Here is a 12,023-nt window from a genome sequence, read left to right on the forward strand (position 1 = left end):
GTCCAAAAGATTCAGGGCCTTGGCGAACAGCTGGGGCCTTCGAAACGACGACGCCACCCGTCGGGTGGCGCCATGGGCTCGTGCCCGTGCTGCCGCTCAGAGGCTCGGCTGGAGCTGAGCTTCGCGGAGGGTCTTCTCGGCCGCGATCTCCTCGGCCGTCTTGCCTTTGCCCGGCTTGGCGGCGGGCGCGGGCTTCGGAGGGGCGGGCTTGGCGACGGGCGCGGGTTTCGGCGCGGGCATGGCCACGGCGACCTGGCCCGAGTGCGCGTGCGACGCGCCGGCCTTCGGCGTGTGGGGCTTGCCGCCCTTCGTCGACGCGACCGGAGGCTCCGGGGCGTGCGTGGGGACCACGACGGGGCTCGCAGGGCCGACGACACCGACGAGCGACGGAGCGGGGCCGACGACGGCCGCGGGGGTGGTCGTCGCGACGACGGGAGCCTGAGCGATGGCGGCCGGCGTGACCGGAGCCTGGACCTGGGGCGCCGGCGCGTGGGGCTGCGCGGCGGCCGCGGCCACCTGGGGCTCGGCCGCGGGGGCTTGGGCCTGCGGAGCCTGGCCTCGGGTGGACATGCCGTACATGCCGCCGAGGAAGGCACCCATGACGACGAGCGTCGCGGCCCAGACCAGCCCGGACGGGCCGCGGCGCGCGTTCGTGACGCTGACCGACGCGATGGCGGCGTGCTGCGAGGTCGGATCGGCGATCGCCGCGAGGCTGCTCGGCGGCGGAGGCACGCTGCCCGGGTACTGAGCGGGATATTGCGAAGACGCCTGCGCGTTGCCCCACGGGACCGGCGGGGGCGGAGCGTGCGCCGCCATGTGCATCGGGACGTACGAGCTCGCCGCAACGGGGACGAATCCACTGTGCGGAGCCGCGTAGGCCTGCGGGGGTTGCGCGTACGCCTGCGGCTGCGCGTAGGCCTGGGGGGACTGCGCATACGCCTGCGGAGGCTGCGAGTAGGGGCGAGCCTGCGGGGGCACCGACGCCGGCGCCGGCGGCGGCGACGAGCGGAATGGCGCGGCTTGAGGGCGGTCGCTGCGGCGCGCGCGCGGTCGCGAGAGAGCTCCACGATCGACCGCGGCGTACCGGCCCGGGCCGGACACCACTTCGATCTCGTTGGTGCCGAGATCGATTTCGCCTTCGGGGTGTCGTGGGAGCTTCAGCAAGGGGTCACCTCGTGCAGGCTCCGGGGCAAGACGCCACGGGCCTCCCAGGATGGACGCAAAGGACGGGCCACCCCATGGGCCCCTGGGCGGGCTCGAATTTACCTGATTTCTTAGGTTCGAAACCCGGGTCGCCGGAGGGATCCCCCGGTGGTGGGGGTCGAACGATCCAGGTCGTCTGCCGCACCGCGCCAGGCGCTGCGCGAGCAGGGAGAGTCGGTGCGCAGGTCTTGCGTGGGGTCTCCGTCAGCGGCCCGCGGTCTCGATGGCGTAGGTCACGCGCGACGGGGTCTCCCCGAGCCCGACCCCGAGCCCGCCGAGGAAGGTCGCCTGGGGGTTCTCGAGCACGAGGAAGAACTGGCCCGGTCGTGAGGGCAACGGGACCTGGGTGTCGCCGCGGAGCTCGCCTTGCGCGTACGGGGTCACGAAGCCTGGCGCGAGCGGCTGAGCGGCCTCGTACGCGCGGCGCCATGCGTCTCCCGAGGGGCGATCGACGAGCGTGTACGTGACGGGGGCGCCCTCGACGCGGGCCCTTAGGAACACGGGATTTCCCGAGCCATCGAGCTCGAACGGGCCGACGTACTCGCGCGCTCGTGGTTGGATCTCCGTGACGTCGGCGACGACGGAGCTGCGCCCGGGGGTCGTCGCCACGAGCCGACGAGGTCGCTCGGGCGGTTCCATGTGGCCGATGGTGAAGTCGTCGCCCGTCTCGGTGTGGACCACGGTGAAACCCTTGCCGAGCTCGCCCGACACGAGCCCTTGCGCGAGGCCGACGGCGACCGTGCCCACGGGTGTTTGCGAGGCGAGGCTCACGACCGGGTTCTCGACCCCGAGGATCCGCAGCTCGGGCGGAGCGACCAGGCGTGAGAAGGTTCCCCACACGTAGGTCGCGTCCTCTTCCATGCGAAAATCGGGGCGGTACTCGACCGTCACGGAGCACGAAAACCCGACGCGTCGCGCGACGGGCAGCGTCGCGTATCCCGTGCCCGACACACGCACCATGAGCGTCTGACGACCCTCGTCGACTTGGGCGTCGCACTGCTCGGGGAAGAACCGGCCGACCGACGCGGGGCCGAACGACGGCAGCTTGAGCGGCACGCCGCGCTTCGTGAGCTCGGGGCACACCTTCGGCGCTCCGAAGCTCGAAAAGAGCCAAAATCGCAGCTCTGGGCTCGCGTTGACCGCGCCTCGTACACAAGGGCATCCCGCCGCCGAGAACGACAGCGCGAGGCCGAGGACGACCACGAGCGGACCGCGCCCGTGTGGCGCACGCGTCATCGTGGCGGTGCCGTGGGCGCGCACGTGGAGACGCCGGCGCCCACGATGCGGAAGCCGCCGACCTTGGGGACCACCACCTGGATGTTTCCGTCGGAGCTTCGGAGCCTCGTGACCTTGGATTCTTGGAGAGACTCGGCCGTGTAGAACCAGAAGTCGCCGCCCCAGAACGAGAAGGCCCACGCGTCGCCCGTGCGTACGCCCGTGAGGGACTTGGCCTCGCTCGTGGCGCCGCTCGCGACGTCGACGCGCGCGAGGGTGGCCGGGTCGGTCGTGTAGAAGCCGTAGAGCTTCGCGTCTCCCGTGCCGGTGAGCTCGGCGCCGCGGCCGCGCAGATCTCCCGAGTAATCGCCCACGAACGTGAGCTTCATCGACGTGAGATCGATCTTGCCGAGGCCGGCGCGACCCCCCGAGAGGATGTCCTGCAGGCCCGCGACGTAGAGCGTCTCGGCCGTGGAGCCCGGCGTGTTCGCGGCGAAGGCCATGCCGAACTTCGTGAAGCCGTCTTGCCCCGCGGCGAAGGGCGTCGACGCGCACGTGGCGTCTCTCGTCGAGACCTTGAAGAGCGTGCCGTCGGAGTAGTTGACCCACGCGTTCCCGGACCTGTCGACGGCCATCGAGTTGGGCGAGGCGAGGGCCGCGGCGCGGCAGTCGAGGCGGCCTATCTTGGTGAAGGTGAGCGTGTCGGGCTTGAAGGAGTAGAGGTCGTTCTCGGCCGAGACGACGTAGACGAGCTTGGCGGCTTCGGAGCAGCCATCGGGCGAGGTCGTGGGGCCCGAGTCGCCCGAGGGGAAGAGCGGCCCGCCGTCTTGGGTGGAGTTGTCGCCCGGGCCTGCCTCGGGCACCGTGGGGAACGGAGACGTGTCGCGCGGCGTGCTCCCGCACGCGAGGCCCATCGCGGCGCCGGTGAAGAGCGCGAGCGGCATCAGGTATTTCGAGCGCGAAGGCGAGGGGGAGGTGCGTCGCATGGGTCCGTGGAGTATTCACGGAAGGAGGGCGGTCGTCACGGGTTCGTGCCTCGAAACTCGCGTGCCCGAGGGGGCTTCGTCACGCGATGGTTGCCGGCGCGCCAAGATTCGCGCACGATCGAACGCGTAGCGTGTGGCGCCCGGCGCAGAGCCGGCACGAGGTAACTTCCCATGATCTCTCGCGTTTCGAGACCTTTTCGGGCGATGCTCGCGGCCACGACGATCTCCGCGGCCATCGTGGCGATCGTGCACTGCGGGAGCTCCGAGCCCGACTCCGAGTTCCCCGACGGCGGCGGCGACCCGTGCGAGTCGGACCTCAAGGGGCAGTGTGGCGCGGCGTGCGTGAACGACGAGGCGTGCGCCCCCGGGCTCCACTGCGCCGCCGGCGCGTGCACCGCGGCGTGCACCCGCACGAACCGCGGGAAGTGCCCCGAGGGGATCGCGTGCAGTCCGCGCGGGCGCTGCGGGACCGACCCGTTCGACCCGGGCCTCATCGACGGCGGCGTGGACGCGCAGCCCGACGCCGTATGCGCCTCGGTCGACGTCGAGGTCACCAAGGTCGTCCCCACGGTAGTTTTGCTCATCGACCAGTCGAGCAGCATGGAGTTCGATTTCAACGGGGGAAATCGCATGCCTCCGGCCTTCCCGAACTCGCGCTGGGTCAAGCTCCGCGAGGCCCTCATGGATCCCGACGGGGGCGTCGTGAAGAAGTACGAGGGCGACATCGAGCTCGGGCTCGCGCTCTACTCGGCGAACAACGGCAACGAGAAGCCTCCTGCCGTGCCGACGTGCCCCATCATGAAGACGGTGCCCTTCGCGAAGTCGAACTACGCCGCGATCGACGCGGTGTACGGCGCCGAGCTCCCCATCGACGACACCCCCACGGGAGACGCCGTGCGCGCGGCCGCGGGCATCGACGACGCCGGCGTGCCGCTCGAGGGCGGGCTCGCCGCGCTCCAGACGGGGCGCCCGAAGGTGCTCGTGCTCGCGACCGACGGAGAGCCGGGGCGGTGTGGCACGTTCCAATCGCTCGAGGACGTGGGCTCCCCCGAGTCACGCAAGGCCGTGGTCGACGCGGTGAAGGCGGCGTACCGCGCCGGCATCAAGACGTTCGTGATCACGGTGGGCTCGGCCGTGGCGGAGGCCCATCAGCAAGAGGTCGCGAACGCCGGCTTCGGTTACTTCGACGGTGGCGCCGACGCGGCTCCGGGCACCAACGCGCCGCTCGTTCGTACGACGAGCCAAGCGCAGCTCGCGGCCGCGTTCGACTCGATCATCTTCGGTGTGCGCTCGTGCACCTTTGCGCTCGCGGGCTCCGTCAGGGGCGGTACGGAGAGGCTCGGCGACGTGAAGCTCAATGGAAACCCGCTCGGTCTGAACGACCCGAACGGCTGGAAGCTGAACAGCCCCACCGAGATCGAGATCGTCGGCAGCGCGTGCGACACCATCAAGTCGAGCGAGGCGAAGCTCACGGTACGCTTCCCGTGCGACGCCATCATCCCGCGGTGATCGTGGTCGAGAGAAAAACGAGCTGTGCCGCGGGTCATGTGCCCGTATGCTCGGCTCACGGAGGAGGAACTCGATGAAACGAGCGTGGATTCCCGTCTTGGCGGCGCTTTCCCTTTTTGCTTCGGGCTGCAAGAAGCAGGTCCCGAACGACATCATTCAGAAATCGATCACCCACGTGCTCCGTCAGGACGCGAACATCGCGACGGCGATGTGCGGCGTTCAGGCGAAGGGCATCACGGGGCCGTCCGTCACGGTGAAGACGCGCGGGAACAACAGCACGGGCGTCGCCCACGTGAAGGGCTCGTCGCTCTTCGCCCAGGGAGGCATCAAGACCTGCGAGGGCGATCTCGAGTTCGCGTACTCGTACACGGCGCGCACGACCGGCCCGAGCCGCAACCGTCGCACCGTGACCACGTGGTACTTGAACCACCTCAAGCTGGTGGCGGTGCAGACCCCGGGCGTCACCCTCAAGGGGCCGGTCGACGAGGACGTGAACGACGACGATGACGACGACGGCAAGTAGTCGTAACTGTTGAAAAAAAGCGCGCCGCCTCGCCGAGACGAGGGGCGCGCTTTTTCATGCCCTCACTTGCACTGGATCGTCGTGCCGGGGCCGTTCGGGCCGATGCACTTCTGAGGCGAGGGGCACTGCTGGCCCGAGACGAGCGAGCCGCCCTTGCAGACGATGGCGCTGAAGTCGCGGAGCTGGCTGCAGTACACACCGTCGGCGCGCCCCACGCACGAGTCTCGGAAGTCGGCGTCGGGGGACGCGTCGCCCGCGCCCGCGTCGCACGTGCCGGCCTCGCAGCCGACCTCGCACGTGACGTTGTAGTTGCGCTTGACGTAGTCGGCCTTGATGACGCCCACGGCGACCCAGGCGCACGCCGCCGGTTCGACCATGACGCCGACCTTCTTGGCCGCGGCGATCTGCCAGCGCGCGTGGGCATAAAACTGCGTGTTGGAGCGGTCGTTGTAGCGCTGCGCGAACCACGCCAAGCGCTTGCCGAGGTCCCAGCCGCCGATGTTGACCTTCACGCGCGACGTGTCGTGCTGGCCGCCCTCGACCATGAGCGCGAACGCGTTGTTGGGGATGCCGGAGTTGATGTGGACGCCACCCTGGTCGTTGTCGTTGTTCCAGCCCGTCGAGCCGACGCCTTTCATGAACTGAGCGTCGACGTGGTCGGGCTGGTCGTGTTTCTGCGGGTGGGCCATGTCACGGAGCGGCTCGCCATCGATCGACGACTCTTCGCCGAGGAGGAGGTTCCGCTGCGCGTTCGCGTGGAGCTCGTGCTCGACGATGCAGGCGAACACGTCCGAGGCCGACTCGTTCAGCGCCCCCGACTCGCCGCCGTAGACGAGCTTCGACGTGTAATCGGTGACGCCGTGGGTGAGCTCGTGCGCGACGACGTCGAGGTTGGTGAGCGGGACGTATTTGCCGCCCGACTGGAGGTTGCCGTCGCCGAAGCGGAGCTCGGAGCCGTTCCAGAACGCGTTGACGGCGCCCGCGCTGTTGTCGTGGACGAAGATGCGGAGGTTCGAGCCCTTGTTGTCGTACGAGCGCCAGCGGAACGACCTTCGGTAGAAGAGGTCGACCTGGTTCATGTGCACGTACGCGTCGACCGCGGCGCCGTTCCCGTCTTGGTTCGTGGGGAGCACGTCCCACGCGTCGGGGTTCGACGTGGTGATGATCGAGCCGGTGAGCTGGGAAGAGACCTCGACGACCGACGCCTGGTTCGTGCGCGGGAGCTTCATCATGTAGCCGCCGCCTGCCCCCGCGTCGCCCACGCCCGCGTCGCCGCCCACGCCCGCGTCGCCCACGCCCGCGTCGCCGCCCACGCCCGCGTCGCCGCCTACGCCCGCGTCGCCCGCGACGGAGCCCGTAGCACGTTCGACCTCGAACGATTTGGTGTCACCCTCGTTGAACGGCGCGTACCCGCGCACGCCACGGCCCGACGCGCGCTCGGTGTGGATGCGGCTGTCTTGGAGCACGATCGCGCCGGTCTGCGCGTCGACGAGCACGTCGGCGACGACGGGCTTCTTTCCGGTCGAGCCCTCGACGCGGACCCGGTACACGAGGCGAGGCGCCTTCCCGAAGGCCGCGTCGATGCCGAGGATCACGTCTTTGGTGGAGCCGCCCGGGAGGTTCGCGAGGGCATCCTTTCGCGCCACGTCGGCGGTGCGCGCCGGCACCTTGGAGAGCTGCGCGAGGTTCGGGGCGAAGCGCCCGTTCACGAACGCGATGGCGCCCGACTTCGTGAAGTGCACGGTGAGCCCTTCGCCGAAAACGGGAAGGCTCCCGGACACTTGCTCGAAGCGGACGTGCGTGAGGCCGTCCTCGTCGACGTCGGTCTCGACGGCGTGGAGCTCGGCGCGGATCTGCGACGTGCCGAACGAGGCCTGGTAGCGCTCGAGGAACGCGAGCGCGGCGGCCTCGGGGGTCGTGCCGGGAGTGAGGACCGGCGCGGGATCGTCCTTCGGCTCGAGCATGTCGGGCGTGCCGAGCTGCGGGTCGACGTCCACGATCCACGGCTTGCCCGTGTCGGCCTCGAGCTTGGCGGCGAGCGCCGCACCCGGATCGCCACCCGTGCCGCCGAGCGGAGCGGGCGTGGGATCGTCGGAGCAGCCTGCGACCACGAGGCCCGCGAACGCGAGCCCGGACACGAACGCGAGGAGCCACTGCCGTTTGCCGATGCGAAGCACACTTGCCATGTCGGTACCCTCGAAGGAGCCCACGGGAGAGCGCGGGGCTCGTGGCGAGAGACGGGCAGCGAGAGCGGAAGATTCAACAAAATCACATGGATACGCGATGCATCGGTGGTGGGAGGGTGATCCACCAGATCGCCTGGGGACGCATGCCGATTCGTCAGGTTCGGGGGTGCCGTATCACGCGACCTTCACGACGGCTTTGCCGAAGTTCTCCCCTCGCAGCACGCCGACGAGACCGGCCGGCGCGTTCTCGAGGCCCAGGATCACGTGCTCGCGCGTCTTCAGTTTTCCCTCGCGCACCAGCGGGGCTACGTGCGCCAGGAACTCGGGCATGCGGCCGGCGTAGTCCTGCGAGATGATGAAGCCCCGGACCGTGAGGCGCTTCCTCAAGATGTGGCCCATGAGGAGCGGGGTGCGATCGGGGCCGTCGGGGAGGCGCTCGGCGTTGTAGGCCGAGACGAGCCCGCACACGGGCACACGCGCCGCCGGGTTCAAGAGGGGCAGCACGGCCTCGAAGAGGGCGCCGCCGACGTTCTCGAAGTACACGTCGACTCCGCGGGGGCATGCGGCGCCGAGGTGCTCGGCGAGACCGGGCGCCCTGTGATCGAGGCAGGCGTCGAAGCCGAGCTCGTCGCGCGCGTAGGCGCATTTTTCGGGGCCCCCGGCGACGCCCACGACGCGGCAGCCGTGGACCTTCGCGAGCTGACCCACGACCGAGCCCACCGCGCCCGTGGCCGCGCCCACGACCACCGTCTCGCCCTCGCGCGGGCGGCCGATGTCGAAGAGGCCCATGTACGCCGTGAAGCCGGGCATGCCCAGGGCTCCCAAGGCGAGCGAGGGGCGCTCGAGGCCGGGATCGACGAGCGCGGCGGCCGGGCCGGGGACGACCGCGAAGTCTTGCCATCCCGACGCGGACACGACGCGCGCACCCACGGGCAGCCCCGCGTAACGCGAGATCTCGACGACGCCGACGGTGCCGCCCACCATGACCTCTCCGAGGCCGACGGGCGGAGCGTAGGACGGGGCGTCGCTCATGCGGCCGCGCATGTACGGGTCGAGCGAGAGCCACTCCGTGCGGACGAGCACGTGGCCCTCGGGGACCTCGGGGATCGGGGCCTCCTCGAGGCGAAACGCGCTCGTGTCAGGCTCGCCCTTGGGGCGCGCGGCGAGGACGATTCGGCGGTTTTTGTCGTGGGATTGAGCCATCGCGCGCACGATACTTCGCGCGGGACGCGGCGCGCACCCACGAACGTCGCGCCGTCGGACGGTCAGACCATCTCGAAGTAGCGCGAGTGGATGGCCACGGTGACGAGCACGGCGACCTCGGGCGGCACGTCGTCGGCCGACTCGACCGAGAACCGGTCGCGCACCTTGGTGAGGCCCTCCCGCTTCTTCACCTCGACGGCCACGGCGCCCTTTTCGTCTTGGCATTTGAAGTCGTACTCGAGGGCGAGCACGCCGGCGTCGGCCGTGTAGGTGCGCCCGTCGACCGTGAGCGCGAGCGTCTTCTTCAGGGCGATCGACGGGAAGGTGATCGACGCGAGCTCTTTTTTCTCGGGGTCGAGCACGTGGAACGCCGTTTTGTTGAGGTTGCCTTCCAGCGTGGCGAGCACCTTGTCGGACGCGTCGGCCAAGACGAACTTCGGGGTGAGGCTCGTGGCCTCGCCGCGCGCGATCATGGTGATCTCGTCCTTCCCGCCGGCGCGGACGTCGTAGGTGGTGGCGAACGCCGCGAGCCGCTGAACGACCTCGAATTGGGCCATGACGCTGTTCCTTTCGGCAGGGAAGCCCCCGCGCTTTCGGCGAGCGTACGCGAAGGCTCGGCGCGATTCGCGCGGAAAAAGGGGGCCTCTCCGGGCGACGTACAAAAAGCCGAGGGCCGCGGCGCTCGCGTGCGTCGGGCGAATCTGCGCGACGAATCGCGCTCGTGACCCCAAGGTAGCGCCATGAGCCCCGGAGCGCTCGCCATCGTCCCCCTCGGCGTCGCCGCCGGCGTGCTCACCACGCTCGCCGGGCAAGGTGGAGGGCTCGTGCTCTTGCTCGCGCTCGCCCCGATCGTCGGCCCGCACGCGGCCCTCGGTCTCACCACACCGGCGCTCTTCCTCGGGAACGCCCACCGCGCGTACCTTTGCCGCGCCGCCGTCGATCGAAGGCTCGCGGGGCTCGTGGTGCTCGGCGCGCTGCCCGGCGCGTACCTCGGCGGCAGGTTGGCCTCGTCGGCGTCGCCGCTCTTTTTGCGGCTCGCGCTCGTCGCGGTGACGTCGCTCGCGCTCGCGAAGGCCGTGGGCTGGCTCAGGTTCTCGGTCCCTAGGGTCGCGTACGCCCCGGCGGGCGCGGTCATCGGCGCGCTCGCGGGCACCTCGGGTGGGGCGGGGCTCTTGCTCGGGCCGCTCGTGTACGCCTCGGGGCTCCGCGGTCAGGCGTTCGTCGGCACGGTCGCCGTCACGGCCGTGGCGCTCCACGCGGGGAGGCTCGTTGCCTATGGTGCGCACGGGTTGCTTACCGTTTCGTCGCTCCCTCTCGCGGCGCTCCTCGCGCTCGGAATTTTCGTGGGGAACGCCCTGGCCGATCGGCTCCGCCCGCGGCTCGGCGCACATCTCACCACCCGCATCGAGCTCTGGACCCTGATCGTGTGCGCGGTGCTCTCGGTGGTAGGCCTCGTGTGAGGGGCGCTCGGACGCGACAAGTGCCTCGAATGCTTGACCGTTTCGCGCGAAGGGCGTCATGCTACGGAGAGCGTCTTCTCGGGCGCGTGCTCCCCCACCCATGAACGTACCCGGAGACCTTCGTAGCCTCGCCGAAGCGAGGATCGGCCGCACGTTCGCCGGCAAGTGGACGGTCGATCGGCTCGTCGACATGGGCGGGATGGCGGCCGTGTACGCGGCCACGCACAGGAACGGGAAGCGCGTGGCGCTGAAGGTGCTGCACGCCCACCTCGCGGCCGACGAGGACCTCCGGAACCGCTTCCTCCGCGAGGGCTACGTCGCGAACCAGGTCGAGCACCCCGGCGCCGTCCAGATCCTCGACGACCACGCCGAGCCGTCGACGAACGAAGTGCTGCTGGTGATGGAGCTGCTCGAAGGGCAGTCGGTCGAGGCGTGGCTCCAGCGCGCGGGCGGTCGCCTCCCCATGACCGACGCGCTCGCGGTCGCCTACCAAGTGCTCGACGTACTCGACGCGTTCCACAAGCGTGGCGTCGTGCACCGCGACATCAAGCCGGGGAACCTCTTCGTCACGCCTCAAGGCGTCGTGAAGGTCCTCGATTTTGGCCTCGCGCGGCTCAAGGACGGGAGCGGCACGGGGAAGGCCACGGGGGCCGGGACCGTGCTCGGCACCGCGTCCTACATTCCGCCCGAGCAAGCCCAGGGCAAGCCCGATCAGATCGACGCTCGCAGCGACGTGTTCGCGGTGGGCGCGGTGCTCTACCAGCTCCTCTCGGGGCAGGTCGTGCACGAGGGGCGGAGCTCGCTCGACCGGCTCTTTTCGGCCATGCGCACGCCGCCGCGCCCCATCATGCACGTGTCGTCCCGGGTGCCTCGGCCGGTGGCCGTGGTGGTCGACAAGGCGCTCGCGTTCGACTGGAACGCCCGCTACGCCACCGCGAAGGACATGCGCGACGCCCTGAAGGCGGCGTACATCGAGGTGTTCCGCATGAACGTGGCGCGTCCCGTCCCGTTCGACGCCGTGGTCGACACGGGCGACGAGCTCAACGAGTCGTTCGCGGAGCCGAGCGCGGTGGTCGAGGTGAGCTTCGGCCCGCCCACGACGCAGCCCGCGCCTCGGAGCGGCGAGGGCTGACGCTCGGGCCTACTCGGCTGCGGCGGCGAGGACCTCGTCGGCGTGGATCGCCGGGTCGACGTCCGGGAAGACCTTCTTGATTTTGTTGTCGCGGCCGACGACGAACGTCACGCGAGATGGCATGCCGAGGGTCGAGCCGACGCCGTACGCTTTGACGACGGTGCCGGCCTCGTCGGCCGTGAGGTAGAAGGGCAAATCGTGCTTGGCGAGGAAGGCGTCGTGGCTCTCTTGCGAGTCCCTCGAGACGCCGAACACGACCACGTTGGCCTTCTCGAAGCGGGCGTAGGCGTCGCGGAAGGCGCAGGCCTCTTTGGTGCAGCCCGGGGTGCCGTCCTTCGGGTAAAAGTAAACCACCTTGACCTTGTCGTCCGCGGCCGAGAGGCGAAGGGTTTTTCCGCCCCGCGCGCGCCCTTCGAGGTCGGGGGCCTTCGCGCCGACAGGGAGCAGGCCTTCGCCGCCGTCCGGGCGCTTCACCTCGCCACAGGCGAACGTGGAGAGGGTGAGGGCCGTCGCGAGCGCGATGCCGAGGGGAGAGGGGGAGGTCGTTCTCATGGCACGCGTACGTTCGGCCTCGCCGCGTGGATCGTCAAGCGGGCGAGCGCGCCC

The 12,023-nt window shown here is 70.1% G+C and carries 11 protein-coding genes; 4 read left to right on the plus strand and 7 right to left on the minus strand.

Annotated elements, in window-relative coordinates; translation table 11 throughout:
• Positions 1–96: 96 nt before the first annotated feature.
• From IPK71_13185 to IPK71_13195, 3 genes are all read right to left on the minus strand, one after another.
• Positions 97–1,164, minus strand: a complete 1,068-nt coding sequence (locus IPK71_13185; GenBank protein ID MBK8214686.1) for a hypothetical protein — start codon at positions 1,162–1,164, stop codon at positions 97–99.
• 243 nt (positions 1,165–1,407) lie between these two features.
• Complete coding sequence (locus IPK71_13190; GenBank protein MBK8214687.1) at positions 1,408–2,439, minus strand: hypothetical protein; 1,032 nt, start codon at positions 2,437–2,439, stop codon at positions 1,408–1,410.
• Positions 2,436–3,404, minus strand: coding sequence for a hypothetical protein (locus IPK71_13195; protein ID MBK8214688.1), 969 nt, complete (start codon positions 3,402–3,404; stop codon positions 2,436–2,438). Before IPK71_13195 ends, IPK71_13190 begins: the two co-directional genes overlap by 4 nt.
• 171 nt (positions 3,405–3,575) lie before the next feature.
• On the opposite strand from IPK71_13195, the gene IPK71_13200 reads away from it, so the two are divergent.
• Together IPK71_13200 and IPK71_13205 are read left to right on the plus strand one after the other, a co-directional pair.
• Positions 3,576–4,913, plus strand: a complete 1,338-nt coding sequence (locus IPK71_13200) for a VWA domain-containing protein (protein MBK8214689.1) — start codon at positions 3,576–3,578, stop codon at positions 4,911–4,913.
• 73 nt (positions 4,914–4,986) lie between these two features.
• On the plus strand, positions 4,987–5,436 hold the full coding sequence (locus IPK71_13205) for a hypothetical protein (protein ID MBK8214690.1): 450 nt from the start codon (positions 4,987–4,989) through the stop codon (positions 5,434–5,436).
• 62 nt (positions 5,437–5,498) lie between these two features.
• Here the strand turns inward: IPK71_13205 and IPK71_13210 are convergent, their stop codons facing one another.
• The 3 genes from IPK71_13210 to IPK71_13220 form a co-directional block, all read right to left on the minus strand.
• Positions 5,499–7,622, minus strand: coding sequence for a M4 family metallopeptidase (locus tag IPK71_13210; GenBank protein MBK8214691.1), 2,124 nt, complete (start codon positions 7,620–7,622; stop codon positions 5,499–5,501).
• Between the two features lie 174 nt (positions 7,623–7,796).
• Positions 7,797–8,825 (minus strand): NADP-dependent oxidoreductase, encoded by a 1,029-nt coding sequence (locus tag IPK71_13215; GenBank protein MBK8214692.1) that lies wholly within the window; start codon positions 8,823–8,825, stop codon positions 7,797–7,799.
• Between the two features lie 62 nt (positions 8,826–8,887).
• Entirely contained in the window at positions 8,888–9,382 is a 495-nt protein-coding gene (locus tag IPK71_13220; GenBank protein MBK8214693.1) for a hypothetical protein, read from the minus strand.
• A 183-nt stretch (positions 9,383–9,565) separates the two neighbouring features.
• On the opposite strand from IPK71_13220, the gene IPK71_13225 reads away from it, so the two are divergent.
• Both IPK71_13225 and IPK71_13230 read left to right on the plus strand, forming a co-directional pair.
• The gene (locus IPK71_13225) at positions 9,566–10,285 is read left to right on the plus strand and encodes a TSUP family transporter (GenBank protein ID MBK8214694.1); all 720 of its coding nucleotides are present in this window, start codon (positions 9,566–9,568) and stop codon (positions 10,283–10,285) included.
• 100 nt (positions 10,286–10,385) lie between these two features.
• On the plus strand, positions 10,386–11,417 hold the full coding sequence (locus IPK71_13230) for a serine/threonine protein kinase (protein ID MBK8214695.1): 1,032 nt from the start codon (positions 10,386–10,388) through the stop codon (positions 11,415–11,417).
• Between the two features lie 9 nt (positions 11,418–11,426).
• On the opposite strand, the gene IPK71_13235 is transcribed toward IPK71_13230, so the two are convergent.
• Positions 11,427–11,969: a peroxiredoxin gene (locus tag IPK71_13235; protein MBK8214696.1), complete on the minus strand. Its 543-nt coding sequence runs from the start codon at positions 11,967–11,969 to the stop codon at positions 11,427–11,429.
• Between the last annotated feature and the right edge of the window lie 54 nt (positions 11,970–12,023).

This window comes from Myxococcales bacterium (assembly GCA_016712525.1).
In the GTDB taxonomy this organism is placed as follows: Bacteria; Myxococcota_A; Polyangia; order Polyangiales; family Polyangiaceae; genus JAAFHV01.

Coding starts and splice junctions, on each gene's coding strand:
- IPK71_13190 (MBK8214687.1), bottom strand. CDS start 2,439: ATGACGCGTGCGCCACACGGGCGCGGTCCGCTCGTGGTCGTCCTCGGC.
- IPK71_13195 (MBK8214688.1), bottom strand. CDS start 3,404: ATGCGACGCACCTCCCCCTCGCCTTCGCGCTCGAAATACCTGATGCCG.
- IPK71_13200 (MBK8214689.1), top strand. CDS start 3,576: ATGATCTCTCGCGTTTCGAGACCTTTTCGGGCGATGCTCGCGGCCACG.
- IPK71_13205 (MBK8214690.1), top strand. CDS start 4,987: ATGAAACGAGCGTGGATTCCCGTCTTGGCGGCGCTTTCCCTTTTTGCT.
- IPK71_13210 (MBK8214691.1), bottom strand. CDS start 7,622: ATGGCAAGTGTGCTTCGCATCGGCAAACGGCAGTGGCTCCTCGCGTTC.
- IPK71_13215 (MBK8214692.1), bottom strand. CDS start 8,825: ATGGCTCAATCCCACGACAAAAACCGCCGAATCGTCCTCGCCGCGCGC.
- IPK71_13220 (MBK8214693.1), bottom strand. CDS start 9,382: ATGGCCCAATTCGAGGTCGTTCAGCGGCTCGCGGCGTTCGCCACCACC.
- IPK71_13225 (MBK8214694.1), top strand. CDS start 9,566: ATGAGCCCCGGAGCGCTCGCCATCGTCCCCCTCGGCGTCGCCGCCGGC.
- IPK71_13230 (MBK8214695.1), top strand. CDS start 10,386: ATGAACGTACCCGGAGACCTTCGTAGCCTCGCCGAAGCGAGGATCGGC.
- IPK71_13235 (MBK8214696.1), bottom strand. CDS start 11,969: ATGAGAACGACCTCCCCCTCTCCCCTCGGCATCGCGCTCGCGACGGCC.